We start from the raw sequence: 26,753 nt of genomic DNA on the forward strand, positions 1-26,753 counted from the left end.
ATCAGAATTAGTATGCTCTACCAAATATGACATCTGCGCTACCTTGCTGACCGCAGTAGATGCACTTTCCAGTACTGTTCTCGCTTCCAAAAGGTATGACCCTTATGTCCGCCATCGTCTCTTCTTTGATCTTCTCCTCGCAGGTTGCATTACCGCACCATGGTGCCTTGATAAAATGTCCTTTCTCAAGCTCCGGCTTGAATCTGGAATAATCTGTTAGCGTAACAGTTCTATCATCGAGCATTTTCTTTGCAGCAGTAAACATCTCATCTTGTATTTGCTGCAGTATGGTCCCAATTTCTGAGCCTATCTTATCGAATGGGAGATCCGATTTTTGCCTGTTATGACGCCTAGCTACGGTGACCTTTTGCTTGTCAAGATCCTTTGGGCCAATCTCAATTCTGAGGGGGACTCCTCTGAGCTCCCATTCATTGTACTTGAATCCAGGAGTGAGCTCGTCCCTTCTGTCTACATGCACCCTGAGACCCTTGCTTACAAGCAGTCTTTCTACTTCGTCGGCTTTTTGATTTACACGTTGAGCGTCCTTATCGGAGTAATATATTGGAACGATTACAATTTGTATGGGGGCCACCCGCGGAGGAAGTACAAGTCCCTTGTCATCACCATGAACCATTATTGTTGCTCCTATTAGTCTCCATGATACTCCCCATGATGTCTGCCACGCATAATTTTCTACGTTATTCTTGTCAAGAAACTTGACATCAAACGGTTTTGAAAAATTCTGACCGAGAAAATGTGACGTGCCCATCTGGAGTGCCTTGCCGTCAGGCATGATTGACTCCATGGTGGTAGTGTATACGGCGCCGACAAATTTCTCCTTGTTGCTTTTCTTTCCTGTGATTACTGGTATTGCAAGCTCTTCCTCTACAGTCTTTTTGTAAATCTCAAGTATAGCCAGAACTTCACTTTCAGCTTCCTCCTGTGTAGCATGGACAGTGTGCCCCTCCTGCCATAGAAATTCCGATGTTCTCAAAAACGGTTTTGTCGCCTTTATCTCTGCCCTTAGTGCAGTATTCCAAAAGTTAATTTTCAACGGCAGGTCTCGCCAACTTTGTATCCATTTTGAGTAAAGCGAATATGCCAAAGTCTCGGATGTGGGACGCAGTGCTAGCCTGTCGCCTATCTCAGTGTCGCCTGAATGGGTGACCCAAAATACCTCGGGATTAAATCCTGCAAAATGGCTCTTTTCTTTTCCAAGCAACGACTCTGGAATTAATATGGGAAGAAAGCCATTTCGATGTCCTGTCTTTTTGAGTTTCTCATCAAGTATTGTTCTAATTGATTCCCATATTGCATAGCCGTCAGGCCTTAGGACAATGAGACCTTTTACAGGCGCATAATCTGCAAGCTGAGCTTTGAGTACCACCTGTGTGTACCACTCACTAAAGTCTTCTTTTTTTGATACTGTGATGCCTACCTCTTCCTTATTCAACAAAGTTGGGCCTCGATTTTGACTAATGAGCGTTTCTTAAACGGTTCCTGTCATCGTTCTAAAGATTTGGAATCTGGTCGCTCCTTTAAATGAGAATGTCCTATCCGTCAAATATGCACAAGGTAACATGTGTAGTAATTACAACGTTACTTTTTGCAGTCGGATTTTCTTCGGCTAGCGCAGATCAGAGCGAGAAGCTCGAATTTGCGTCGGCATTGGAAGAGACACTTGGGCACTTTCACGCACTTGAGCTGAACCTTGATGAGAACAATGCAGTACTTGCAATGGTGCACGCAACACATCCAATAGCGGAGCTGTATGATTTGATGAGGCCTACCCTGCAAGAAAGCGACCCTGAACTTGATGCAAAGATCCAAACCACACTTATGGAATTACGCACCAACACTGTCAACGCTACACGGGAAGATGCACAAAAGGCACTAGATGATGCAAGAATGATCATCGAGGAGGCAAGAATCCTAATCGTTGGCCAAGATCTTAGTAACAATCCAATGTTCAAGCTTGCACTCATGAAGACACTGCTTGAAACTTCAGCCGCAGAATACGCTGAGGCCGTAGAGAATGGAACCATAAACGAGATGGCAGAATTCCAAGACGGATCTGCATTCGTATGGAGATCTCAGCAAATCTTTGAGGAGATAAAAGGAGATGTACCAGAAGACGCCTCTATGGAGATAAATGATCTTTACTCTACGCTCTGGCAAGCATACGATGAGAGAGCTGACCCCTCGGATATCGAAACACTGGTAGGCGGACTACTTGCTGAAATCGATGAAATCACAGGAGTTGAATCGGTTATGCGTGGACCTGAAACTTACTTTGAGAACATAGAGAGTCTGCTAGACCAGGTAAAAGAACAGTACGCAAATGGAATGAGTGAAGAAGCGCTCAGTCTTGCTACAAAGGCGTATCTTGACAACTACGAATTCCTTGAAGGTCCAATAGCAAAACACGACACAAAACTGATGGAGGAAATAGAGGTCATGTTGAGGCAGGAATTGCGTAACATGATAAACGAAGGTGTTACTTCAGACAAAATAGACTCGCATGTGGACGCCATAGTGGAAAAGCTCCACGAAGCAGCAATGCTGATAGGCGCAGAACACGAACACAAAGAGCAAGAACACGAGGAACAAGAACAGCAAGACATGTCGCCACTACAACAAGTCGAGTTCGGCATAGAACCAGAAGACGTAGTTTGCGATTCCGGAATGGAGCTCATCATAAAGACTGGTAACTCATCGCCTGCATGCGTCAAATCCGAAACTGCAGAAAGACTGATACAACTAGGCTGGGGAACCAGACCTCAATAACTTTATTTTTTTAGTAAATCGCCCTTGCACAACACTTTGCCCATCACCCTACTTTGGAAATTAGGGCATACAAAGCATTGGATGAACTGTATGTTTGATTTGAGAACAGGACAGTCAACAAATTCAGTCTTCATCTTTTTGAGCATCTTGGGACTGACTCCTTTCAGCTTTAACTTGCCTTTCTCGTCCATCATGCCAGAAGCCTTTAGTTCATCTTTGACATCCTCTGGAAGTCTTTGTTGTTTTTCTGATAATTTGACTTCTACCTCATATTTGTGCTCAAGCTCATCCATGATGTGAATTCACTACTACCTTGATTTAATATTAGCGTTGAGCGATCTAAAAACAAACTTCAACTTTTATATTGATAGCATTTTCCCCAAAAATTGGAATCAGTTGCTTGCAATTTTCGATGTAGAAGGAGTACTGTTTGACGCAGAATATCTTCCAATTCTTGCAGAAAAAGTTAACAAAGAAAAAGAAATCTGGGAAATAACAAGAAAGGGAATACAGGGACTGATAAACTGGGAGGATGGACTAAGGACTAGAGTCGCAGCCTTGCGCGGACTTGGCTATGAAACATGCAAACAAGTGGCTGATGAGCTCCCAATAATGACTGGCGCAAAAGAAACCTGCAGGGTTCTCAAATCTGCAGGCTGGAAGATACTTGCAGTATCTGGCGGATTCACCATAATGACTGACAGACTAAAAGAAGAACTAGGTCTTGACTATGTTTACTCTAATGAGCTAATCTTCAAGGACGGCAAGCTTGATGATGTAAAAATTAACGTCACATCAGATAAAGCAAAGTCAGCTAGAGCAAAAATTGCAGAATGGAACGAAAAAAAGGAAAACATAGTTGTCACAGTGGATGGCGCAAACGATCTTACACTATTTGACATATGCGGCCTAGGTGTGGCATTTCGCGCACAAGACATAGTGAAAGAAAAAGCGACAGTAACAATTGAAGAAAAAAACCTGACTCACCTAATCGAGATCATTAACAAACATTACAAACTGAATCTACAGTTACAGACTGTTGCCTAGCTAGCAATCATACGTAATCGAACGTATCGAACGTGTCTGGCTTGAAGCCTTTGCCTGAGTGCTGCTGTATGTACCTGTCAAGTTTTTCAAGCTGTATGCATATTGGGGCATCACTCTTGCGCAGTCCGTATATTTCCCCGTGAACTTTTTTGAGCTGTTCCCGGTTTAACCTTATCTGCATCATGGCGTATAATAGAAGAAAAATAATGTAAATTTATCCAAAAATTATCCGTTCAATTCGTCCAAACGTGGATAAGCTCAAAAATCTGTTCAGGATTTTAAAACTGCAAAAGCGTTAAGCAATTAAACAGACCTGATAAAATACAACCAGATGGCCTTGGAAATAATCCCAATTATCATAAAAAAAGAAATTCAAAAAGGGGACGATCTGGCAAAAGTCTTTCTATCAAACTTTAAGGGCGTTCAGGAAGGCGACGTCATAGTGGTGGCACAAAAAGCAATCTCCAAACAGGAGGGAAAGATAGTTGATCTCTCCCAAGTAATCCCATCGATACTTGCAGTCGGAATTGCGGCAGAATACGGAAAGGATCCGAAATTGGTGGAGGTCATACTCTCAGAAGCGCAGAGGATCGTACGTATGCAGGGTGGAGTGATAATCACGGAGACAAAGCACGGATTTGTGTGTGCAAATTCCGGAGTTGATGAAAGTAATCTTCCTAAGGGTTTTGCATCATTGCTCCCTGACGACCCTGATAGATCTGCGTTAACCTTTCAGAGCAAGATATCTGAAATTACTGGCAAGAAGGTTGCAGTGATAATATCCGATACGTTTGGAAGGCCATTCAGAGAGGGACAGACAAACCATGCAATAGGCATTGCTGGGATGAGACCTATTAATGACTATGCTGGAAAGAAGGACTCTTTTGGCAAAACTTTGCGAGTTACCGCAATTGCTCAGGCCGACGAGCTTTGCGGTGCGGCAGAGCTTGTGATGAAAAAATCTGCAAACTGTCCATTTGCAATAATACGTAACTTTGATTACGAGTCTGCCAACGAGAGCATACGATCACTGCTTAGGCCCAAGAGTTCTGACCTGTTTAGGTAGAAATACAAAAAAGATTATAATCGCAGCTGCAAGATTGCAGTTGATTTGGATCACATACGAGCAGAATTGCATTGCCATAATCTGTTCTCAAACTTTCATGTCGGTGAGAAGGAGCCTCCTTTTGACTGCAACATTACAATTACAGAGCAGCTTGAGCGATGTAGAACACTTGGGCTTGGAGCCATGTTTGTAACAAATCATAACACGCTCAACGGTTACACGCAAATACTGGAATACAAAAATGATCATGTAAAATACAGAGACATACAGATCTACCCTGCCGAGGAGATCACTACTGACACGGGAGCACATGTTATAGCGTATGGAATACATGACGAGATACCTGCAGGCCTGCCGCTTGAAGAAATAGTTGATGAGATAAGGCGTCAGGATGCCATCTCTTGCGCCCCACACCCGTTCAGCCTGCTTGATGCATTGCGGGAAAAAGCCAAGATGTGCGACCTAATAGAGGTGTTCAACAGCAATAACGTGGACGTGATCTCTAATGCTCGCGCAACAAAATTCTCAATGGAACACAACAAAATAGGCGTCGCAGGAAGCGATTCTCACGTGCTTTCAACTCTTGGAAGATGTGTGAACCTGTTGGAAGCGGAAAACAACCTAGATGATGCCCTGTATTCTATGAGGCATGGAAAGATCTCAATACTTAGCACCGGATACGCAAGAGAAAAGGAGACACTTGAACACATCAAGTACAAAATCAACAATTCCAAAGATTATCTTGCAGAATACATACGGGAGCATTATCCGAACTCAGAATGGATGCTTTCATTTCTCTTGAGAATATATGATGCAAATCAGAATAGTTATCTGTGGTCTCTTGTATACAAGCTTGCAGTGTTTTTGATGAAAAGAGTATCAAGAAAAATCAACATGCTTGATTATGATCCGTCCGAGATTGCCAGCAGAAATCTATCAAGAATGCTCAAGATGGCAATATAGGATCTGTAATCAAATTCTACCAAATCGCAGTATTCAAGATAAAATAAATAAAAATCAGCTTTAGCTTTAACTAAAGTTAAATAGATTTTAATATGCATTCGGGCACTGGAGATCATCTATGAGTGCAACCACAAAAAAACTCGATGCACGGGGACTGTTTTGCCCCGAACCTGTCTTTAGAACAAAGATTGAAGTTGAAAAAATGCAGGTTGGTGAGATCCTGACAGTTCTTGCAGACGACCCAAATGCGGAAGAGGACATATCAAGATGGGTCAAGCGAAACGGTCATGAGCTTTTGGGATTGCAAAAAAGAGATTCAGAGCTGGAATTCTCAATTAAAAAGGTGAAATAACTTCTGGCAACCAAAGTGCTAACTGATCAAGAGATCCTAAAAAGAATTGGTAACACCCCGCTTGTGAAATTAGAATCATTATCAAATTCCAAGACCACGTATTTTGCAAAGCTAGAGGGGCACAACCCATTCGGTTCAGTCAAAGACCGTGCAGCATACTGGATGATAAAGGATGCAGAAGAAAAAGGTAGGCTAAAGCGCGGCGAGACAATAATCATAGAACCGACATCGGGAAATACGGGAATCGCACTTACTGGAATTGCAAACCTTCTTGGATATCAGGTGGAAATTGTGATTCCAGAAAAGGCAAGCGAGGAGACAAAAAAGATCATCTCTTCACTTGGCGCAAAGCTTTACGAGACAAGTGACGATCTATGCCCGAAGGTCGGCTCTGGAACAGACCAGAGCATCGCACTTGCCACCTCAATTGCATCGGCAAGGCCAGACAAGTATTTCTCGCCAAACCAATATTCAAACGAGGCAAATTTTCTTGGTCACTACAGGGGGACCGGTCCTGAAATATGGAATCAGACTGAGGGTAAGGTCACCCACTTTTTCACTGGCGTGGGCACTGGCGGTACAATCACTGGAATCTCATCGTATCTTAAGGAGCAGAACCCAAAAATCAAGACGATCGCAGTACAGCCGCAGCAAAATCACCTCATCCAAGGTCTAAGAAACTTTGAAGAGTCAGCAAAACCGGACTTGTTCCTCAGACGCGAGAAGGTAGTTGATGACTGGATCACAGTTACAAATGACCAGGCATTTGCATCGGTAAGGGAAATATTTGAAAAAGAAAAGATGCTTGTTAGCCCATCATCTGCCGCAGTGTATACAGGAATGAAAAACTACAAAATTGATGAGGGATGCGTAGTTGGAATCTTTGCAGATGATGGAAGGAAATTCAAAAGCCTGTACGCTCAACAAAAAGTATTCACAGAAGAAGACTTTGATAGGGCCCTAAAGGAAGCAAAACACGTATCCAAAATTGTTTACATGTAATGCTTAGGCCTGTATCTTGCTAATCATCGTGTTTAACGAAAACGGTTTTTCTAGCACTTCGACGCTTTCAGGTATCGTACCGGGCGTCTTCAGAAGCGAGTTAATATCGTACGCTGATGCAAAAATAATCCTTTGATTCGGCCTTTTATCCAGTATTTCTTTTGCAACCTCGACTCCACTTTTTTTTGGCATGTTGTTATCTAACAACACCACATCAAATGGATTCTTATCTATTGAGTTGAATTCTGACTTGATAAGCTCATCAGAATATCTTTCTATGCATTCCTGTCCGTCCCTTGCAATCACAACACTGTGACCGCTTTTTTCCAACACGCGTGCATACTGGGTAGCAGTAAACACATTGTCTTCTGCAACAAGTATCTTCAATGCCATCGATCCACTGTTGAATTCCGTGAATAATTTAAGATGAGTTTGTCTAAAGCACACAAACACTAATTTGCCATGGTCTCGACCGTCTTTTCCGCAAGCGGAAGCGAGAACTCAAAGCTTGCACCCCGGTCAGCGTTGTTTCTTGCGCTGATCCTGCCTCCGTGGGCCTCCACAATTCCCTTGCACAAAAATAACCCAAGTCCGTTGCCGCTTTGATTCTCTCGCTCATGTCCTTTTGTGACAAACTTGCCAAATATGTTGGGCAGTATCTCTTTTGGTATGCCCAATCCGGTATCACTAATAGTGACTAACAGACTTGCGGTGCGTGCGTCTATGTGTGTTTTTACTCTAATGGTGCCTTTTTCGGTAAACTTGATTGCGTTCCCAATTAAATTGCGTAGAACCTGCTCTATTCTCACTCTGTCTACTTCAACTTCCGCATCGTCGGCAAGCTCCTCAACAATTGACAAATCTTTACTTAGTGATTTTCTCATCATGTTTATCGTGTCTTTGATTATTTCATTAATTGGCAGTTTTTCCTGATACAAAGTTAGTCTGTTGCTTTCTATGCGCGTGACATCAAGTACATCGTTTGCCAAATCCTGGAGCTTTTTGGCAAGTGTGGTTACGCCATCCCATGCCTCCTTCTGGTCTATATCTCCTGACTGTGCTAGCTCTGCAAATCCGAATATGGGCTGTATTGGGCTTTTTAGTTCGTGCGAGGCTATGCTGATGAATTCGTTTTTCATCCTGTCCATTTCCTGCAGCTTTTTGTTGGCCTCTCTTAGCTCTTCTGTCTTGCTATCGATCTCTTTTTTCAGCTCTCCATTTATCTGGCCTATGAACTGCCTCATAAACAGTGCAATTATGCCTACTGCGATTATTATTCCGATTTGAACATAAAGCCAACCGCGCTCGTACTCTTCTATGGCGCTAATTGACTGATCATTGAACGTTGCAATCTGATCTGCTATACCGTCAATCTTACTTTGTAGATGCGATTTTTTTGCAGCAACCTGCCCCAAGACAAACTGGTCGTATTTGTCTGAACTGATAGCATCCTTTGTAATCTGCTCAAGCTCAAGGTGCGCCTTCTCCAGCTCGACAAAATTACTGTGTATTGTCCTAAAACTACTGATGGCCTCCTCCGTGGCTGCCACCGTATATCCTGTCTCTGCAAGATTCTTGCCCTGCTGGATGTTTGATTTGACCAGCACGTTGCTTGACCAGAATTCTTCTTTGGCTCTGTCAAGATCTGCTCTGCTTTGACTAATCATTGCCTTCTCAAAACTGTCCACCTGTGCAGCCTGATGGTACCTGATTTCACCTAGTATGTTTTGTAGCGGCTCGTATGCTTCAGATATGTTAACTATCTCACTACTCACCTTGGACATCTGGTACATTCCAAACAGTACTGTGATTCCAAGAAGTAAGATGATGATCCCGACAGTGCCACTTATCTTAAAACTAGTCCTACCAAACAACACGTCTGTCACCTTGCGGCATGCATTCCAATCAATATCGTATTCTTTCTGTGAATGTTTGTCTGAATCGAACAGACAGATTATTTGTTCTCTGTAAGGTATCTGTCAACGTCTATTGCTGCCATGCAGCCAAAGCCGGCAGCGGTGATTGCCTGTCTGTATCTGTGATCGTGAACATCACCTGCAGCAAATACTCCCTCGACGCTGGTTCTGGTGTGATTTTTTAGAACCACATATCCTTGCGAATCAAGCTCTACTTGCTTTTCAAATATTTTGGTGTTGGGGGTGTGTCCAATTGCAACGAATATGCCGCCTACTGGAAGTGATGTTTTCTGTTCATTTTTCAAATTCTTGATTGTTACGCCGTTGACTTTTTGCTCTCCTATTATCTCAACTACTTCGCTGTCCCAATGGAATTGTATTTTGGAGTTTGCAAAGGCCCTCTCTTGCATTATCTTGCTTGCCTTAAGAGTATCGCGTCTATGCACTAGGTGTACCTTGCTTGCAAATTTTGTCAGAAAAGTGGCTTCTTCTATTGCAGAGTCGCCGCCGCCAACTACGGCAAGCTCTTGATTTCTGAAGAATGGTCCGTCACAAGTTGCACAATACGAGACGCCTCTTCCGCCGAAAGTCATCTCTCCTTCAAGTCCAAGCTTCCTTGGTGATGCCCCTGTTGCAATGATGACTGCTCTGCAATCGTATTCTTCTGATGCTGTAAGTATCTTAAACGGCTTGTGTCTAAAGTCCACATTAACCACTTCATCATCTATGATGGTAGTGCCCATCCGTTCTGTCTGCTTTCTTATAGTCATCATAAGATCCGGCCCCATTATGCCGTTCTCAAATCCCGGATAGTTTTCAACCTCAGTGGTGTTGACAAGCTGGCCTCCCGGCAGGATACCTGAGAGTATCAGGGTATCGTATTTTGCCCTTGAGCAGTAAATGCCCGCTGTGTAGCCTGCAGGCCCTGCTCCGATTATTATCACATCATAACTTGTCTTTTTTCTCTCTGACTTTGGAAACTCTTTTTCTACGAGCACAGAGCTTCCGGCATCTGCCATCATGAATCAGGCTAGACTGCTCAACAATTTAAGTCATTCAAGGCAGTCCATCTCCTAAGAATGTCCTCGTGTTTACTGCAAATCTTGCCAAACTCTATCTGCGAGTACAGCAGATCTCTTTGCCAGTGCGCGTTATGCAGTCTACAATTAAGAAGATCACAGAATGGCTCGCCTGTAATGTGGTAGAATATGGCCTGCATGCAGTAACCTTCTACTATGGTTTCAAGGCGTTCATCAGCATAATCTAGATACTGTCCATGGTACTTTTCCTTTACCGAGTCTACGTTGAGGCCCTGCGTGTAGTTTTTCATCATATCGATATAGTAATCTTTTGGCTTTGCAGGGGCCTCTACTATCCCAGTAGTTGATATGATAGACGGATTTGCACATATCAGTGCTCTACCGTGGTATCTGTAGTCATTGTAATCAAAAGTGCAAGTAAGCTTGTTTGTAAATACGACATGCAAGTTATCTATGGTGGACTCTTTCTCAGGAACAAGTCCTGCAATTATTTTTTGAAATTCAAATCCATCGTACAAGACTATTCCATCATTGCTGGCAGAATTTGAGAAGCTCTGCATCTCAATTTTAATTTCCTCGTCCGTAGGGGTATGCATCTCAAAAGGCGTTCTATAGTTGAATACTCGTGCAGCTGCAAGCTGTCGTGCGGTTTCTCTGTCCGCATGTGCAAAAATACTCTCTTTTCTGATGACGCTTACGCGGAATGTTCTTTTAAGAAATGTAACAAGATTTTCTAGGTTTATCTGGGGTACTGCAGGCTCGTCGTAAAGAAATATCCTGGAAATTCTCACAAGTCTTAGCTTCTGTTAAGCTCTTTTAGCTTTGCAGCAGTAATTTCGGCAGCCCTCTTTCCTGAGAACAGCATGGAGCCAAATGTAGGACCCATTCTTGGCAATCCGTGGGTTTCAGTAACTGACATTCCTGCTATGACCAGACCTGGATAGACTTCTCCTGTGTGAGTTACAACTTTGTCCTCGCCGTCTTCTACCCACATCGGATTCATTCCTTTCCATTCTACCAGCTTTCTGTCAACTAGTCTTTTTACTGCTACAGAGTCGTGCCCTGATGCGTCAATTACCATCTTGGATTCCAGTGCTACTGGGTCCACACAAGTGATGTTTCTTGGAAGCGCAGAAACTGGCATCCAGTTGACCACAAGACCTGAAACTCTGCCATACTTTAGTATGAGATCATCAAACTTGGTGAGATTGAGAAACTTTACTCCTGCATCACAGGTTGCGGCAATAAGTTTGGATACTGCATGAGGGCCAGCAGTAATGTAGAGTCCGTCTGATACTTTTTTGTATGGCACTCCAAGCTCGTCCCAAATCTTCTGGGCTGGTGCTCTGACAGTCACTGGATTCATCATGTATCCTCCAAGCCAGTACCCTCCTCCGAGATAGTTGTTTTGTTCTATGATGAGCACCTTGTATCCCATTAGGGAAAGCTCCCTTCCTGCAGTAAGGCCAGCTGGCCCTGCGCCAATTATTATCACATCTGATGTTATTCTCTCATTGAATACTGAGAAAAACTCGTCTGCAATAGCGCGAGTTATCTCCGCCTCACTTACATCTGCAAAAATTTTCGTTTGCTCTTTAATTGAGGCGCTTTGCATATTGATAAACCTGATAAAAGACATTAATAGTTTATCGTCGGCTTCAACCCTTACTGGAGCTCAAACGCGGTAATTCCATTCCATGCTTTGCCTCTCATTAGGTGACACTAATTTTACATCTGGTATATGGAAAATTACGACAGTTATTTTGCTTAACTAGGCGAAAATACCGTTTCTCAAAAATTTATATCCAAATTTGAGAGAAGCTACTTGAAATTGAGTAGTACTGTGGTGAAAAAACAAAGGGATTCTAGGACGCCTAAAATCAACTGGGCAAGAGCTGAGGAAGCAGAGCATTTTGCAAAAACTGTCAAACTGTACCGACAGGGAAAAATTGACTCTGACTCGTTCAGGAGATTCAGGCTACAGCACGGTGCGTATGGCACCAGGATGACTGATGATTATGCGATGGTCAGAATAAAGATTCCAGCAGGCGAGATATATCCTAGACAGCTAGAGAAAATTGCAAGTCTTAGCGAAGCTTTCTCAATTGGAAGCGCACATGTCTCTACGAGGCAAAACTTTCAGCTACACTGGGTCGTACTTGAGGACGTATCGGAAATCATGGCAGGGCTTGCCGAGGTGGGCCTGACATCAAGGGAGGCATGTGGAAACACAGTACGCAATGTCATGTGTAGTCCGCTTGCCGGAACTTGCAACGAAGAGCAGTTTGACGCAACTCCATATGCTATGGCTACAGCAAAATTCCTCCTTAGGAATCCGCTAAACCAAGCACTGCCAAGAAAATTCAAGTTTAACTTTACGTGTTGTGAGAATCACGGAATGGTCAGGATGACCGACGTAGGCCTGATTCCACAAATAAGAATCATTGATGGCAAGGAGCAACGCGGATTCAAGGTATTTCTTGGCGGCGGCCTTGGAAACAAATCGTTTGTAGGTCACCAGCTCGAAGACTTTACACCGGAAGAAGATCTACTGTACACATCGATTGCCACACTCAGAATATTTGACAGATTGGGCGACAGGAAAAACACAGCGCGCAATAGAATGAGATATCTTGTAGATCAAATAGGTTGGGAACAATTCAAAAATCTGGTGTTAAAGGAAAGGGCCATAGTGCGTGCCACACAGTCAGTTATAGTACGACTCAATGTTGACACTACACCGCAAAAGCTACTATCGCCAGTTAGGATCAGCGGCTCTGATGGCAAATCAGTCCCAGACGGATTTTCAAGATGGAAAAAGAGTAACACGTACAAGCAAAAACAGGACGGTTACTATTGTGTCGCAGTAACACTTGAAGCAGGCGATATCACTGCAAGCCAGTTAAGGGCGTTAGCCGATATTTCGCGAGAGTTCTCAGCTGAAGGATGCGCAAGGACTGGATTCGTTCAAGATGTGATAATAAGATGGGTACAGGAATCAGATTTGCGGCTACTTTACTCCAGACTGCTGGAAGTAGGCCTTGCAAATCCCGGAGCGCTTACAATGGTTCATCCAATAGGGTGCTCTGGCACAACATCGTGCAATCTTGCACTCACGAACTCGCACCGCTTAGCCAAGGAAATACAAAGAAAGTTCATCGAGATGCGACTTGACGAGGACGACGATCTACGTGACTCTACAATCAAAATAAGCGGATGCCCAAACTCATGCGGACAGCACGAGATTGCCACAATAGGGTTCTTTGGTGGAGGCGGCAGAAACGGCAAGGACATGTATCCTGTATACCAGCTGTCGTTGGGAGGCAGGTCTGATGAATACACGATGCTTGGAACAAACGTACTGCGGATTCCTGCCAAAAGGGTGATTCCGGCAATTCTGAAAATAATAGAGACTTTCAAGACCGACAAGAGAGAAGGCGAGACACTAAAGTCTTGGGTTCACAAGATAGTGACAGGACAAAGTGACTCGAAGCTAAAGTCAGTAGATGATATTAAAAAAATTCTCTTGCCATTTACTGCGGCACCGCCAATTGAGAGCGACAAGGATTTCTATGCAGATTATGGAAGTGATTCTAGCTATCACACAAGAACCGGCAAGGGCGAATGCGCAGCTTGAGCAAGCAAAGATCAGTTAAAACCACAATTGACGCAGATACGCTGCGCTCTGAGCTGCGTGATAACAGCGTGCGAGTGATTGATGTTAGAAGAAAAGAAGACTATCAAAAGGATCACATACCAAAATCAGTTAACTTGCCTCTTGCAGAGCTGCTTGCAGACGACAGCCCAGAACGCGTCTTGAAGATGGCCCAGTCAATGGGAATAGATGATGAGACACCCGTTGTAGTATATGATGACACATTTGGCGCATTGGCATCACGTGTGGCATGGACACTTGAATATCTGGGACACTCTGATGTCTCGCTACTTGATATGACGTACAGTAACTGGAAGTCAATCGGACTTGAAACTGACTCGAACGAGGTCTCATTTGGAACAAAACAGCATTCAATAAAGCTAAGGCCTGAAATTCTTGCAACGGCTGATTATCTTGAGAGGAAAAAGGATGAAAAGAACGTCATCGTGCTTGACAACAGAGAAAGGCTCAACTATCTTGAGCAGCACATTCCCGGAGCAATCAACATCCCATACAGAACTCTTGCTTCGGATGAAAAAATACTTAGGCCAAGAAATGAGCTGAAAAGAATACTGCAAAACAGAGGCGTTTCAGAAGACTCGGAAATTATAACATACTGTGGTAGTGTTGGAACGCTTTCGGGGCTTGCATATTATGCATTAAAGTCGACCGATTATCCAAACGTGCGCTTGTATGTACGCTCATTTAAGGAATGGAAAGGACTTAACAAACCAATAGTAAAACAGGAAAATGCAAACTATTGGGATCTTTCGGCCGAATAGCTAGCCTCTGATTTTTTTTGTTATCGTAGCTTCCAAATTGTCGAACAGCTCGAGAATCTTACCCTTATTCTCACTTAGATAATCTGCACCTTTTTCTTCAAGTCTTACTTTCAACAATCTTATCTCACGGTGCTCTTCGAGAAATTGCTCTATCATCATACCACCAAGCTTGTTAGGTTCTATAAAGTCGTCAAAATTAGAAATAATTTTTTCTATGTTTTCTTCCTCTATGGCGATTTTGGTTGTCTGTATTGCGTCACTGATCTCTTTGAGTCCTTTGATTACTCCTGGAAGCTTTTTGGTGGTGCCAAGCAGACTCCTCCTTTCGACTCCTACCTTGTTTGCAAGCTCTGGCTCTATGTCATAAGTGTCAATTTTGTTGAGGCCTTGTCTTTTTTCGTTTCTCACAATGAGACCTTTTTCAAGAAGTTTCTGAAGTGCATGTTCTGCATCTGCTTTACTGATGAACGTGGTCCAGACTATTGCACCTATGGTATGATACCCCTGTCTTATAGATTCAAGTACCACTACCTCGACTATTCTCTTGAAGCCTTCCTCGATTCTGACGTTTGTAAAGTCCTTGTCCTTGACTGCGCGTTTGGCGTTTTTGACATCGATCTCAATTGAGCGCCTCAACGACTCTAATGATGCAGGAACTTCGTTCAGTAATGATAGATAGCAAGCCTTGTTGTACCAGGCCATCCCAAATGTGGGATCTGATTCTATTGCTTTTTCAACACAGTCCAGTGCCTTTGCGTAGTTTTTTTGCTGGTAGTGCACGAGCGACTTGAGGTTCCATGCCTCTGCATTGGCAACATCTATGTCTAGCACTTTATCGTATGCGGCTAGGGCACCGGAATAATCATCAAGGTGAAACTTGGAATAACCTAGCTTTAGCAACGCCTCGACGTTACCAGGATCAAATCTGAGGACTTGGTCAAAGACCCTTACTGCCTCCTCAAGCTTTTCGTCTGCCATCAGGTGGATGCCTTTTTTAATCAGCTTATTTTTCTGGTAGTCTGCCTTGACTAGGCTGGTCTCACCCTCGTCTACCTTCTTTGGCAGGTTTTTTTCCTGATCCTTCATTTAGGAGCTTTGCGGCGTCTTTTGGATAAATACTATTCCTGTGCGTTGGAAGGAGAACAATGATGGAAAATACAAAAATACATGCACATTACAAGTTGTATATTGCCTAGCGATATGAAAAAACTAGAGGTTTCAGGCACAGCACCATTCAAGCAGGCAGGCGTATACGAAGTTCAAATCATACTATGCGATATCAAGCCCACAACGGAAGAGATTATCGAGAAAAGATTCAGTTCTTTGTGGCAGGATGGATTTCATTTACACGTAAAAGATAACAAATTCACACAGGTGTTAGGTAGCAACACCAACCCACTCCCGGAATCGATTTTTGATTTACCGTCGATCTGGGTTGTGGTAAGAGATCAGTTCTCATCACTTCATTCTGTTTTTGAAGTTTCTCTGGGGGGTGGCCATCATGAGGAGGCTGCACCGCCTGTACGACAAAAAAGGACAAGGGAGACTATGGAAGAGACTCCAGCACCTATGCAAGAAGATCGATTCATTTCAGCAAGAGGTGAACGCGGTCCCCCTGGCCCCCGCGGCCCGCCAGGCGACAAAGGCCCGACAGGCCCGCCAGGCGACAAAGGCGACAAAGGCCCGACAGGACCGCCAGGCGACAAAGGCGACAAGGGACCACAGGGTCCACCAGGACCACCGGGTGATAAAGGCGACAAAGGCCCGACAGGACCGCCAGGCGATAGGGGCGATAGAGGTATCACAGGCCCGCCCGGCGACAAAGGCGACAAGGGAGAAAAAGGATTAACTGGTGATAAAGGCGACAAAGGCGACAAAGGCCCTCCTGGCCCGCAGGGAGACAAGGGAGAAAAAGGATTAACTGGTGATAAAGGCGACAAAGGCGACAAAGGTCCGACAGGACCGCCAGGCGACAAAGGCGACAAAGGTCCACTCGGTCCGCAAGGCGACAAAGGAGTAACAGGCCCAATTGGTCCGCAAGGCGACAAAGGTCCACTCGGTCCGCCAGGCGACAAAGGCGACAAAGGAGTAACAGGCCCAATTGGTCCGCCTGGTGATAAGGGACCTACCGGCCCTCCCGGTCCGCAAGGCGACAAAGGAATTCAAGGTCCTATAGGTGAGAGGGGTCCAAGGGGGCCACAGGGACCCACTGGTGATAAGGGTCCGCAAGGCCCGCCCGGTCCTATAGGCGAGAAAGGTCCAAGAGGACCCGCTGGAGAGGTTGGCGACAAAGGTCCACAAGGTCCGCAAGGCCCGCCCGGCGAGAAGGGATTGACAGGCGTTCCCGGTCCGCAAGGAGAACGCGGTCCGCGTGGTCCGCAAGGCCCGCCCGGCGAGAAGGGACTTACTGGTCCGCAAGGCCCGCCCGGCGACAAAGGCGTTCCCGGTCCGCAAGGCCCACAAGGTGAACCTGGTCCACAAGGTCTCCCAGGAGAGAAAGGCCCACAAGGTCCGCAAGGGATACAAGGCCCACAAGGCGAACGAGGCCCACAGGGTCCTAGGGGCCCACCTGGAGAGAAAGGCCCACAAGGTCCGCAAGGCCCGCCCGGCGACAAAGGTCCTAGAGGTCCACCTGGTACGCCTGGTCCTGCAGGAGCCGCAGGAATGTCAGACGAACAAAAGGCACTATTCAGAGAGATGTTGGAGATTCTTACAAATAAGAACATCATAACAACTGAAGAACAGATAAAGCTGATGAGCTATCTATACTAAGTCTGGGCGAGGTACTTGAGCGATCCAAAAAACAAAATTGAATTCAAAATGCTCGACTATGAACGAGTAGGGGCCGATTTTGTCTCATTCAAATTAGAGGACGGTACGATAGTGAAAGTCAAAGTTGATCTGGACCGCGTTGGTATTGCAACGAATCACAAAAATCCTGATGGCACACCGCATTATGCGATAAATACATCGGTGAAGCTGACAATAATTCCAAGCGACAGAAAATTCTCAGTGGAGAAAAATCTTAAAGACAAACAACCGCCTCCGCCAAGCCAAATGTTCAGCTAGAAACGAACTCTAAAAATAATAAAAAAACGTCAATAAAATTGACGAGTGTTCGACGCGTTTAACGTCGTTTCTTTGTAGCTTTCTTCTTTGTAGCTTTGCGCTTCGCTGCTTTTCGTGGTGCCTTTCGAGCTGCTGTCTTCTTCGCTGCTTTTCGTGGTGCTTTGCGTTTAGCTTTTGATTTTCGTTTAGTAGCCATTACCAACGTTAACTTCTACTTGTTTTTCTATAGCTAAACTAAACAAAATTACACAATTTGATTACAATTTGTAAACGATTTCAAAAATTTTTGATCGCAAAAATCTCAGTAAACACTTTCAGCTGACGGTCTTTTTCCTTGCAACCAGCTTGTATGATTACAAATTGTGCACTTGTATTGCCGTCTGCGTTTGTATGTTGCATTCTGAGGAATGAAAACTATCTGTTGTGTCGTTTTCATCATACAAAATTTGCACCATCGATCCTCTTTTTCATGATCCATATTTTGTAATTCACCTCGTTTTGATTATTGTGAGTACGTCTTCATCCTGCAGTACGTGTTGGATGCCTACTCTTTGTCCGCCAAACTTTACACTCTTGCCCCAAACAAGACCGTAACGAAACTCTTTCTTGAGATTTCGGTGCAGCTTGTTGCAGACATCCTCAATGGTAGAATTTCTTCTGATAATCAGGGGTTCCTTGTAGTCTGTTTCTCCTCCCTTCGGTCTCATGTATATTCTGATAAAGTCCAGTTTGTCGTAGATTTTGTCTTTTAGCAACTCTATGTTGACTCCGCCATCTGCTGAAACGGGAATCACCTCGGACTTTACTTTGCTTTTGACTTCTTTTACGAATCTCTCATCTACCAAGTCGATTTTATTGAGGACTGTCAGCGAACTTGCATATTTTTTATCCCCCGTAAGATGGTCAACAAGCTGTTCTGATGTTATATCCTCACGAATGAGTACTCTTGCGCTAGTTATGCCATATATGTGCAAAATCTCTTTTATGGTCTTCTCAGAAAGTGATGTAAGCTTTACCTGCTGTGCTATGGAGATTCCTCCTATCGCAGCCTTTTCTATTACAATGTCTGGAGGCTTTTGGTCTAACCTTATTCCTATATTGCCAAGTTCCGTTCTTAGTACCTCTTCATGGTATGGCTGAAACACGTCTAGGACTAGCACTACCAAATCTGCACTCCTTGCAACTGAGAGAATCCTCTTTCCAAGTCCCTTTCCCTGAGACGCACCCTCGATAATGCCTGGCAAGTCAAGAACTTGAATTCTCGCACCTCTGTAGTCCAGCATGCCCGGAACCACCGTGACCGTGGTAAACTGGTATGCGCCTACCGTTGACTTCGAACCGGTAAGCTTGTTCAGCAAGGTTGACTTGCCCACACTTGGTAGTCCGATGAACACCACTGTGGCATCACCACTCCTTCTTACATCAAAACCGTCTGAAGAGACTCCTGATTTTTTTGCTTGGCGCGTTTCCTGCTCTCTTCTAAGCTTGGCAATCTTTGCCTTAAGCAGACCTATGTGATGCTCTGTAGCTTTGTTGATTTGCGTTTTGTGTATTTCATCTTGTATTGCCTTTATCTTTTCAGGAATTCCCATCCTTGAACATGGAATTGATTTTCTAAATAAAAATCCTCCTTGATTGATTATTATCTAGGTCTACAAAGACAACAGCATGCGTCGAAGAACGTTTGCAGTTGATATTGACGGAACAATAACTGAAAATGGCGGGGGCAGAATACACCTTGGTGCACTAAACGCATTACGATACATGAAAAAGCTTGGTCACAATGTCATACTAGTTTCCGGCCGTTCTTCAGTGGAAGGTTATCTGCTTTCAGTGTTCGGTGGTCTGAACACTATTGCGGTGGGGGAAAATGGCGGGTGCATTACATATGGGGCAAACGAACACATCATGCTTGGTAACAAAGAAACATGCATTGAAGCTCTACACGCCATACGCTCTGAGATAAACGTGGTTGAAAAGCCGGTGTTTCCAAGGATGACCGAAGTCGTACTTGAGAGGACATTTGATGTTGACGATGCCGTCAAAATAGTAAACGCGCGCAAAATGGGAGTGGTGCTCTCGGACAGCCAGTATGCAATACATATCAACTCGACTGGTATTAACAAGGCAACAGGATTTGAACATGTGATGAATAAAATGGGAATACGACGCGAAGATGTGATCGCAATAGGTGATAGCGCAACTGACGTCCCACTCTTTAAGTTGAGTGGTTTGAGCATCGCGGTTGGAAATGCGCATCACACAGTAAAATCTGCCGCCAGCATGCACGTCGAGTCACATGCAGGCGATGGTGTCGTGGAGGCGTTAAACAAAATTGCCCCAACACTTTCGGAGTCATAATCATGAGCATACAAGTATTGCTTGATGAAATAAATGGCAATCTTACCAAGATTACTGCCAAACTTGGCATACCTCAGACAAACTACACCCTAGAGCCTGCCAAAGAAGGGTATGGAGATGTTACATGCAACATCGCATTTCTTGCTGCAAAACACCTCAAGAAAAAACCATATGATGTGGCAAAGGACTTGGCAGAACACTATGCTGCATTTGTTGGCAGACTTGTCTTAAGAGTAGAGGCACATTCATCAGGTTACTTGAATTTTTTTGCAAACAACAGCTTATTGTCATCTATTATACTAAAAGGGACCCAAGAGCCCATCTTTGGCAAGGTGGATCTTGGCAAGGGCGCAAAGATTGTAGTGGAGCATACCAGTGTTAACCCAAACAAAGCACTTCACATAGGACATGTAAGAAACGTGGTGATTGGGGATACTGTTGCAAGAATACTCAAAAGTGCGAACTATGATGTGAGTGTGCTCAACTATGTAGATGACTCTGGCCTTCAGGTGGCAGACATCCTTGTGGGATTCACACGACTTGGATTTTCACAAATGCCGGATAGTGGGCAAAAATTTGATCAGTATTGCGGCGATGTCGTATATGTAAAGACTACAGAAAGGTATACAAGCGAGCCGGAACTCCAAGACATTCGCAACAAAATACTCAAAGAAATTGAGGATGGGCATTCTGAGATTGCCAAGTTTGCAAAGACAATAACTGCTCGCGTGCTAGCAGAGCAGCTAAAAACATGCTGGCGGCTTGGCGTTTCATATGATTGCCTTAATTTTGAATCCGAGATCGTTCGCTCACAGTTATGGTCTGAGATATTTGAGAAACTAAAGGAACTTGGGAAGATAAAATTTGAGCAGGAAGGTAAAAACGCTGGATGCTGGGTTATACCAGCTGAAGGTGAAGACGATAAGGTTCTGGTGCGAAGTAACGGCACTGCGACATACATTGCAAAAGACATACCGTACGCTGCATGGAAGCTTGGTCTAGTCGACGATCCGTTCAACTACAAAAAATATGCAGTACAGCACGACGGCCGCCTACTCTGGCAGACAACACTTGAACCTAGTGATCTGCCTAAACAAAACTTTTCTGCTGACAATGTAATCACTGTAATAGACTCAAGACAGGCAAGACTGCAGAACATAATAACAAAGCTTGTAGCTGACTTTTCCGGGAGTAAATCATATTTGCACCTTGGCTATGAATCCGTCACACTAAGCTCTGACACTGCAAAAGTGCTTGGAATCGATACTGGAGGCAAGAATGCCCAGATGTCTGGCAGGAAAGGACTCTATGTTAACGCTGATTCTGTACTTGACATGCTTGAGCAAAAAACAATCGAGGAAACAAAAAAGCGCAATCCTGACTTTACTGCCGAGATACTAGCTGAAATTGCAGAAAAGATTGCAGTTGGAACAATTCGGTACGAGATGATAAAACAGGATCTTGATAAGATAATCACATTTGATCTCACAAAATCATTAAGTTTAGAAGGTGACACCGCTTCATATATACAATATTCTTACGTGCGGGCTACAAGAATACTGGAAAAGGCCGCAACTGTTCCTAACTTTGAGGCCTCATACGACTTGCTTGCAAGCGAATATGAGCTAAGTCTTATCAGAGCAATAGGCAAATTCTCATTAAATATCAGGGATGCTGCAAACAACCTCTCACCCAAGGTGATTGCAAGATACTGCTATTCTCTTGCGGTTGAATTCAACGCATTTTACGAACACGTGCGGGTCCTTGACAGTGATGATGGAGCCCTTCTTAATGCAAGACTGTGCCTTCTTGCCGCATTCAAATCTTGTCTTCAAAAGGCTCTTGACTTATTGGGAATATCAGTGCCGCAGCGGATGTAGCAAGATGTTTGTTTAAAATAAACAGACTAGCGGATAATATTACTTTACCATAAGAGTCAATGTCTGATATGGAGTGTCTTGAGAAGATTATGCCAACGATATTGTGTGATGTATGCAGGAATGTAGTGGAAATAATGCCAGGAACCGTACTTTTCGATGCAAGGTGGTATCATAAAACATGCTGGGTTATTCTGAAAGATGGTGAACAGTTTGGTCAAAGTAATAGTAATTGATGATGATGTAGACACAGTTGAAGTATTCTGCGAGTATCTTGAAATCAAAGATATAACTGTCGTTGGTAGAGGCTACAACGGCAAGACTGCAGTTGAATTGTACGAGAAATTGAGGCCAGACATAGCGCTACTTGATGTTATGATGCCCGAGTATGATGGCTTTTACGGAATAGAGAATATCAAGAAAATAAACCCTGACGCCAAAGTAATAATGGTTACTGCCGATCTTACATACGATACGGAAAAAAGATTAAAGGCACTTGACGCTTCCGCTGTAATCTACAAGCCGTACGAGATTGATAGCGTAATAGACATCATTCACAAGGTACACAAGGGAACACTGGCGTTAACGCCATAAGCAAAAAACACTATAAATGACACAGCAATTGATAAGAACAATGAAGATCCTGATAGCCGACGATGAGCCGGACCTACTATCGCAGTATAGTACAGTCCTAACTGACAGAAATCATACGGTTGTGACTACAAGTGACGGCCAATCATGTGTTGCCAAATACGAGGAAGAATTTGCACGTTCTCCAGATCATGTATTTGATGCAGTTGTCCTTGACTATTCTATGCCAAAGATGAACGGCCTTGATGCTGCAAAAAAGATATTGGAAATGAACAAATCCCAGAGGATAATATTTGCATCTGCATACGTGCAAGAAACTCTCATAGATTCCATCCAGAATCTCAAACAGATAGTGGAACTGCTCCAAAAGCCATTCAGTCTGCAGGATCTAATTGATACCATAGAAGACAAGACGATATATGATGAGCTTGCAAAGCTGAACGTCAACATACAAAATCTACGCGACTTGAACCCAACCCACGCCCAAATCCGTGATTATCTTGAGGCACTAAGGAAGATACAGAAAGCAAAGACTTTCTAGAATTCGCTAGGTTATTATCCAAAAAATCTAGTGCAAAGTCATGACCAAGATAAAAAACAACTCTTACGTTCTGTTTTTCTATAATGACTCCAAAAAGTGGTTGAATAAGATATCAAAGGACCAATCACTTCATACCCATGTAGGAGTGATAAAACACAGCGACGCAATAGGCAAAGAATATGGCTCCAGAATCCGTACAAACAAGGATAAGTACGTCTATCTTCTGGAACCGACAATACATGATTTTGTAATGAAGAGCCAACACGGCACACAAATAGTATACCCAAAGGATCTTGGATACATTGCTGCAAGGGCAGGAGTACAGAGTGGGCAGAAGATAGTAGAGATTGGAACTGGTAGTGGTGCGCTAACTACGTTTCTTGCAAGCATAGTAAAGCCGCGTGGTCACGTGTACACATTTGACGTAGAACCAAAATTCATGCAGATTGCGGAAAAAAACATCACAAGGGCAGGCATGATAAAGTACGTGACGATGGAAAATCTGAACATCAAGGAAGCAAAAAAAATGCCAGTTACGGAGGCGGACATGGCAATAATTGACCTTGGGGATCCATGGACAGTCATTCCACAGGTGCGCAAAATGCTAAAAGGCAGCGGAGCTGTTGTCTCAATCTGTCCTACGATGAATCAGCTTGAAAAGCTGACGATTGCTCTGATAGAAAACGAGTTTACTGATATTGAATGCAGCGAGCACATCCTACGAACAATAGATGCACGTGAAGGCAAGACAAGGCACTCATTTTACGGCATAGGACACACCACATACCTTGCATATGCAAGAAAGGCGTTCTTTGACAGGAAGGAGAAAAAATAACTACGCGGTGTTTGTATGCGACGCACAAACATAATCTAATAGTCAATTTAAGTGCAAAAAAACCGACCTAGACTTGCTAGCCAAATCTAAAAAACCGGAAAAATACACGATATCTGAGCTAAACAAGGCACGCAAGAACGTGAACAGCTTCGGAACGCTACACCCGGAACATTACATAACAAAAGAAGACCTTCAGAAGATAAGCTTCGCAGACGAGATTGGCAAGATAAAGTCTGTCAAAAGAGAGAAACTTCTTGAGGAGCTTTCTTACCTGCTCAACGATAAGGTGCGCGAATTTGAGCGCAAAGAACAGGAAGACAAATGGAAAGAATCAATGTTGCAAAAGCTTAATGCAGAATTAAACGAAAAAGTGTCTCAACTTGAGACTGCAAACAGGCAGATAGCTGCAGAAAAGTCGCGTTCAGATGAGCTCAACAAGCAACTGCAGACAGCATTACTGAAACTGCAAAGCTCCGAAGAGCAACTCAGGCTTGAGAGGGATTGGCTTGCCCAGCAGGTGGAGGCAAGATCAAAGGAAGTCCTAGATACAATACGACAGATGATCGAATCAGAAAACAAACAACAGAGCAAATAGAAGAAGATTTATCGTCATACAATTTACGTAGTTTGTTGGCACAGCGGCTTCAAGCATCAAGTGTAAAAAAGTTCATTCCGCCAAGAAAACGTGATTCGCGCAAAGGAGACAATGGCAAGGTCGCAGTGATAGGAGGAAGTTACATGTATCATGGTGCACCAGTCTTATCGTCGCTTGCAGCTCTAAGATCTGGCACGGATCTCGTATATACATGCGTGCCCAAAGTAATATCAGAATCAGTCAGGGCAATCTCGCCAAATCTTATTGTAATTCCGATGGTTGACTACAAACTTACAAGAGGTTCTGCAAACAAACTACTTGGCCAGCTTCCACCAGACCTTGATTCTGCAACAATCGGCATGGGACTTTCTATTGCAGATGAAGAGGGGCTCAAAAACATAGTTACATCGCTTTCTTCTCAGAACGTAATGCTTTCACTTGATGCAAGCGCACTAGTCAAATACATACTTCCGTCAGTGTCCGGCAAAAAAGTAGTTCTGACCCCGCACGCCGGTGAGTTCAAAAGAATGTTCGGTGAAATGCCGCCTGCAGCCACCACTCCGAGAGTAAAAATGGTGGAAAAAGCTGCAAAGGAGAACTCTGTGGTGATACTTTTGAAGGGCAGCACCGACGTAATAACTGACGGACAGAGAACGTTTCTCAACCCGAAAAATCTTGCATCAATGACAGTTGGTGGCACTGGTGACGTACTATCTGGCCTTGTTGCAGGACTTCTTGCAAAAAATCACAACCTGCTAGAGTCCTCTGCGGCTGCATCGTTTGTAAACGGCCTTGCCGGAAAGACCAGTCAAAGAAAGAACGGACTGCACATAGTGGCAACTGATCTGATCGACGCTATTCCGGCAGTAATGAAATTATTTGACAGAGTGATTTGATGAGACGAGTTCTCAGACAAGTTGATAGTGATTTTTCCAATCTTGTTTCCGATCTTCAAAAACTGATACGACAGCCAAGCGTATCTGCAAAAAACCAAGGAATTGAAGAATGTGCCAGACTTGTCAGCAAAATAATGAGAAAATCCGGAATCAGGACGCAAATACTCAAAATTAGTAATGCCACACCACTAGTGTTCGGCGAGGTGCGCTCAAAGAAAAACCCGACAAAAACGCTCCTGTTTTACAACCATTATGATGTGCAGCCGGCGGAGCCTTTTGAGCTGTGGGATGACGAGCCGTTCAGCGGAAAGGTCAAGGGAAACAAAATCTTTGGACGTGGCTCTGCCGACGATAAGGGCGAGCTGATAACACGAATCAAGGCAGTCGAATCCTTTCTAAAAGTTCATGGTGATGTCCCATGCAATATCAAATTCGTCATAGAAGGAGAAGAAGAAATTGGAAGTGCGCACATAGAATCATACCTTAAAAAATATCGGAAAAAATTCGCATGCGATGCAGTAATCTGGGAGTTCGGATATGTTGATTCCAAGAATAGACCGATAATCGGCCTTGGAATGAAAGGCTTGCTGTATGTGGAAATGTCGGTAAAGGAAGCAGTGCGAGATGCCCATTCGAGTCTTGCAGTGATAATAAAAAATCCTGCGTGGCGCCTGATAGAGGCCCTTGATACACTTCGCGATCCCAGTGGAAAGATATTGATAAGGAATTGGTACGACGAGGTCGAGCCGTTTAGCAAAGAAGACTTGGCATTGCTGCAAAAAGAGCCATTCGATGAGAGGGCGTTCAAATCAGAATATGGTGTGCGCGAATTTGTGGCAGGCAAAAGAGGTATTGAGGTAAAAAAAGCACTTGCAGGTGATCCGACATGCAACATAGCTGGGATGATCTCAGGGTATACTATGCAGGGAGCCAAGACCGTCCTGCCGGCATCGGCAACGGTAAAGATAGATTTTAGACTCGTTCCAAGAATGGATCCGAAAAAACAGTTCGCACGACTAAAATCCCATCTGAGAAGAAATGGGTTTTCAGACATCAAAATAAAGAGGTATCATGGGGAGGCTGCGTCAAGAACCAATCCGACAGACCCGTTCGTCTCATGCGTCAGAGATGCAGCAAAGGACTCTTTTGGCAACTACGTCGTCAACGTATCAAATGCTGGAACAGGGCCGATGCACTCGTTTGCAAGCGTCTTGCGCGCGCCATGTGTGTCGATCGGCTCTACCCATGTCTTTTCCAGAATTCACTCTCCCAACGAGTATGCAAGACTTGATCTTCTAAAGAAGACCACAAAATGCATGTGCCTGATAATTGATAATTTCTCAAAACAGGCCAACTAAGGCTGTTTTTGTAGAAAAGG

The 26,753-nt window shown here is 44.0% G+C and carries 28 protein-coding genes; 18 read left to right on the plus strand and 10 right to left on the minus strand.

All coding sequences use genetic code 11. The annotated features are described in order from the left end of the window. Positions 1–7: 7 nt before the first annotated feature. On the minus strand, positions 8–1,453 hold the full coding sequence (gene proS, locus NITUZ_RS03015; protein ID WP_048195158.1) for a proline--tRNA ligase: 1,446 nt from the start codon (positions 1,451–1,453) through the stop codon (positions 8–10). A gap of 113 nt (positions 1,454–1,566) precedes the next feature. Between proS and NITUZ_RS03020 the strand changes: the two genes are divergently transcribed. Beyond that, the gene (locus NITUZ_RS03020; RefSeq protein WP_155991278.1) at positions 1,567–2,787 is read left to right on the plus strand and encodes a PEFG-CTERM sorting domain-containing protein; all 1,221 of its coding nucleotides are present in this window, start codon (positions 1,567–1,569) and stop codon (positions 2,785–2,787) included. 2 nt (positions 2,788–2,789) lie between these two features. On the opposite strand, the gene NITUZ_RS03025 is transcribed toward NITUZ_RS03020, so the two are convergent. Then, on the minus strand, positions 2,790–3,080 hold the full coding sequence (locus NITUZ_RS03025) for a hypothetical protein (RefSeq protein ID WP_048195160.1): 291 nt from the start codon (positions 3,078–3,080) through the stop codon (positions 2,790–2,792). 103 nt (positions 3,081–3,183) lie between these two features. Between NITUZ_RS03025 and serB the strand changes: the two genes are divergently transcribed. Beyond that, complete coding sequence (serB, locus tag NITUZ_RS03030; protein ID WP_048195162.1) at positions 3,184–3,834, plus strand: phosphoserine phosphatase SerB; 651 nt, start codon at positions 3,184–3,186, stop codon at positions 3,832–3,834. A gap of 7 nt (positions 3,835–3,841) precedes the next feature. On the opposite strand, the gene NITUZ_RS09975 is transcribed toward serB, so the two are convergent. Further along, positions 3,842–4,018 carry a hypothetical protein gene (locus tag NITUZ_RS09975; protein ID WP_155991281.1) on the minus strand — a complete coding sequence of 59 codons (177 nt, stop codon included), beginning with the start codon at positions 4,016–4,018 and terminating at the stop codon, positions 3,842–3,844. Positions 4,019–4,171: 153 nt separating this feature from the next. On the opposite strand from NITUZ_RS09975, the gene cofE reads away from it, so the two are divergent. The 4 genes from cofE to NITUZ_RS03050 all read left to right on the plus strand — a co-directional run bounded on the left by cofE (position 4,172) and on the right by NITUZ_RS03050 (position 7,217). Then, complete coding sequence (gene cofE / locus NITUZ_RS03035) at positions 4,172–4,900, plus strand: coenzyme F420-0:L-glutamate ligase (protein ID WP_048195990.1); 729 nt, start codon at positions 4,172–4,174, stop codon at positions 4,898–4,900. Positions 4,901–4,945: 45 nt separating this feature from the next. After that, positions 4,946–5,863 carry a PHP-associated domain-containing protein gene (locus tag NITUZ_RS03040; RefSeq protein ID WP_081844846.1) on the plus strand — a complete coding sequence of 306 codons (918 nt, stop codon included), beginning with the start codon at positions 4,946–4,948 and terminating at the stop codon, positions 5,861–5,863. A gap of 118 nt (positions 5,864–5,981) precedes the next feature. Continuing rightward, complete coding sequence (locus tag NITUZ_RS03045) at positions 5,982–6,215, plus strand: sulfurtransferase TusA family protein (protein ID WP_048195164.1); 234 nt, start codon at positions 5,982–5,984, stop codon at positions 6,213–6,215. A gap of 15 nt (positions 6,216–6,230) precedes the next feature. Further along, positions 6,231–7,217 (plus strand): PLP-dependent cysteine synthase family protein, encoded by a 987-nt coding sequence (locus NITUZ_RS03050; protein WP_244443797.1) that lies wholly within the window; start codon positions 6,231–6,233, stop codon positions 7,215–7,217. A 3-nt stretch (positions 7,218–7,220) separates the two neighbouring features. Here NITUZ_RS03050 and NITUZ_RS03055 read toward each other — a convergent pair whose 3' ends face one another. The 5 genes from NITUZ_RS03055 to NITUZ_RS03075 form a co-directional block, all read right to left on the minus strand. After that, the gene (locus NITUZ_RS03055; protein WP_048195172.1) at positions 7,221–7,610 is read right to left on the minus strand and encodes a response regulator; all 390 of its coding nucleotides are present in this window, start codon (positions 7,608–7,610) and stop codon (positions 7,221–7,223) included. 59 nt (positions 7,611–7,669) lie between these two features. Continuing rightward, positions 7,670–9,094: a sensor histidine kinase gene (locus NITUZ_RS03060; RefSeq protein ID WP_155991284.1), complete on the minus strand. Its 1,425-nt coding sequence runs from the start codon at positions 9,092–9,094 to the stop codon at positions 7,670–7,672. Between the two features lie 77 nt (positions 9,095–9,171). Continuing rightward, on the minus strand, positions 9,172–10,155 hold the full coding sequence (gene trxB, locus NITUZ_RS03065) for a thioredoxin-disulfide reductase (protein ID WP_048195174.1): 984 nt from the start codon (positions 10,153–10,155) through the stop codon (positions 9,172–9,174). Between the two features lie 17 nt (positions 10,156–10,172). Beyond that, complete coding sequence (locus NITUZ_RS03070) at positions 10,173–10,964, minus strand: DUF6775 family putative metallopeptidase (RefSeq protein WP_048195176.1); 792 nt, start codon at positions 10,962–10,964, stop codon at positions 10,173–10,175. 5 nt (positions 10,965–10,969) lie between these two features. Then, the gene (locus NITUZ_RS03075; RefSeq protein WP_048195178.1) at positions 10,970–11,788 is read right to left on the minus strand and encodes a sulfide-dependent adenosine diphosphate thiazole synthase; all 819 of its coding nucleotides are present in this window, start codon (positions 11,786–11,788) and stop codon (positions 10,970–10,972) included. A gap of 390 nt (positions 11,789–12,178) precedes the next feature. Between NITUZ_RS03075 and NITUZ_RS03080 the strand changes: the two genes are divergently transcribed. Together NITUZ_RS03080 and NITUZ_RS03085 are read left to right on the plus strand one after the other, a co-directional pair. Next, a complete protein-coding gene (locus NITUZ_RS03080; protein ID WP_244443815.1) occupies positions 12,179–13,810 on the plus strand; it encodes a nitrite/sulfite reductase in 1,632 nt (543 codons plus the stop codon). After that, positions 13,807–14,610, plus strand: coding sequence for a sulfurtransferase (locus NITUZ_RS03085; RefSeq protein WP_239654972.1), 804 nt, complete (start codon positions 13,807–13,809; stop codon positions 14,608–14,610). The genes NITUZ_RS03080 and NITUZ_RS03085 overlap by 4 nt, the downstream gene beginning before the upstream one ends. Here NITUZ_RS03085 and NITUZ_RS03090 read toward each other — a convergent pair whose 3' ends face one another. After that, on the minus strand, positions 14,611–15,696 hold the full coding sequence (locus tag NITUZ_RS03090) for a tetratricopeptide repeat protein (protein WP_048195190.1): 1,086 nt from the start codon (positions 15,694–15,696) through the stop codon (positions 14,611–14,613). It lies immediately after the preceding gene. A gap of 114 nt (positions 15,697–15,810) precedes the next feature. Here NITUZ_RS03090 and NITUZ_RS03095 point away from each other — a divergent pair, with 114 nt between their 5' ends. Next, positions 15,811–17,382 (plus strand): collagen-like domain-containing protein, encoded by a 1,572-nt coding sequence (locus tag NITUZ_RS03095; protein WP_048195196.1) that lies wholly within the window; start codon positions 15,811–15,813, stop codon positions 17,380–17,382. Between the two features lie 15 nt (positions 17,383–17,397). Continuing rightward, positions 17,398–17,679 (plus strand): hypothetical protein, encoded by a 282-nt coding sequence (locus tag NITUZ_RS03100; protein ID WP_048195198.1) that lies wholly within the window; start codon positions 17,398–17,400, stop codon positions 17,677–17,679. A gap of 488 nt (positions 17,680–18,167) precedes the next feature. Here NITUZ_RS03100 and NITUZ_RS03110 read toward each other — a convergent pair whose 3' ends face one another. Further along, the gene (locus tag NITUZ_RS03110) at positions 18,168–19,271 is read right to left on the minus strand and encodes an OBG GTPase family GTP-binding protein (protein WP_048195202.1); all 1,104 of its coding nucleotides are present in this window, start codon (positions 19,269–19,271) and stop codon (positions 18,168–18,170) included. Between the two features lie 76 nt (positions 19,272–19,347). Between NITUZ_RS03110 and NITUZ_RS03115 the strand changes: the two genes are divergently transcribed. From NITUZ_RS03115 to NITUZ_RS03150, 8 genes are all read left to right on the plus strand, one after another. After that, on the plus strand, positions 19,348–20,040 hold the full coding sequence (locus NITUZ_RS03115; RefSeq protein WP_048195204.1) for a phosphoglycolate phosphatase: 693 nt from the start codon (positions 19,348–19,350) through the stop codon (positions 20,038–20,040). A gap of 2 nt (positions 20,041–20,042) precedes the next feature. Continuing rightward, positions 20,043–21,920 (plus strand): arginine--tRNA ligase, encoded by a 1,878-nt coding sequence (locus NITUZ_RS03120; RefSeq protein WP_048195205.1) that lies wholly within the window; start codon positions 20,043–20,045, stop codon positions 21,918–21,920. A gap of 210 nt (positions 21,921–22,130) precedes the next feature. Then, positions 22,131–22,511 (plus strand): response regulator, encoded by a 381-nt coding sequence (locus NITUZ_RS03125; RefSeq protein ID WP_177309445.1) that lies wholly within the window; start codon positions 22,131–22,133, stop codon positions 22,509–22,511. Positions 22,512–22,551: 40 nt separating this feature from the next. Then, positions 22,552–23,049, plus strand: coding sequence for a response regulator (locus NITUZ_RS03130; protein ID WP_048195995.1), 498 nt, complete (start codon positions 22,552–22,554; stop codon positions 23,047–23,049). Between the two features lie 40 nt (positions 23,050–23,089). Continuing rightward, positions 23,090–23,884: a tRNA (adenine-N1)-methyltransferase gene (locus NITUZ_RS03135; RefSeq protein ID WP_048195209.1), complete on the plus strand. Its 795-nt coding sequence runs from the start codon at positions 23,090–23,092 to the stop codon at positions 23,882–23,884. A 73-nt stretch (positions 23,885–23,957) separates the two neighbouring features. Continuing rightward, the gene (locus NITUZ_RS03140; RefSeq protein WP_048195212.1) at positions 23,958–24,479 is read left to right on the plus strand and encodes a hypothetical protein; all 522 of its coding nucleotides are present in this window, start codon (positions 23,958–23,960) and stop codon (positions 24,477–24,479) included. Between the two features lie 32 nt (positions 24,480–24,511). Further along, positions 24,512–25,375 (plus strand): NAD(P)H-hydrate dehydratase, encoded by an 864-nt coding sequence (locus tag NITUZ_RS03145; protein WP_048195218.1) that lies wholly within the window; start codon positions 24,512–24,514, stop codon positions 25,373–25,375. Further along, complete coding sequence (locus NITUZ_RS03150) at positions 25,375–26,733, plus strand: M20/M25/M40 family metallo-hydrolase (protein ID WP_048195220.1); 1,359 nt, start codon at positions 25,375–25,377, stop codon at positions 26,731–26,733. The genes NITUZ_RS03145 and NITUZ_RS03150 overlap by 1 nt, the downstream gene beginning before the upstream one ends. Positions 26,734–26,753 lie beyond the last annotated feature (20 nt).

It is taken from the genome of Candidatus Nitrosotenuis uzonensis, assembly GCF_000723185.1.
Lineage (GTDB): Archaea > Thermoproteota > Nitrososphaeria > Nitrososphaerales > Nitrosopumilaceae > Nitrosotenuis > Nitrosotenuis uzonensis.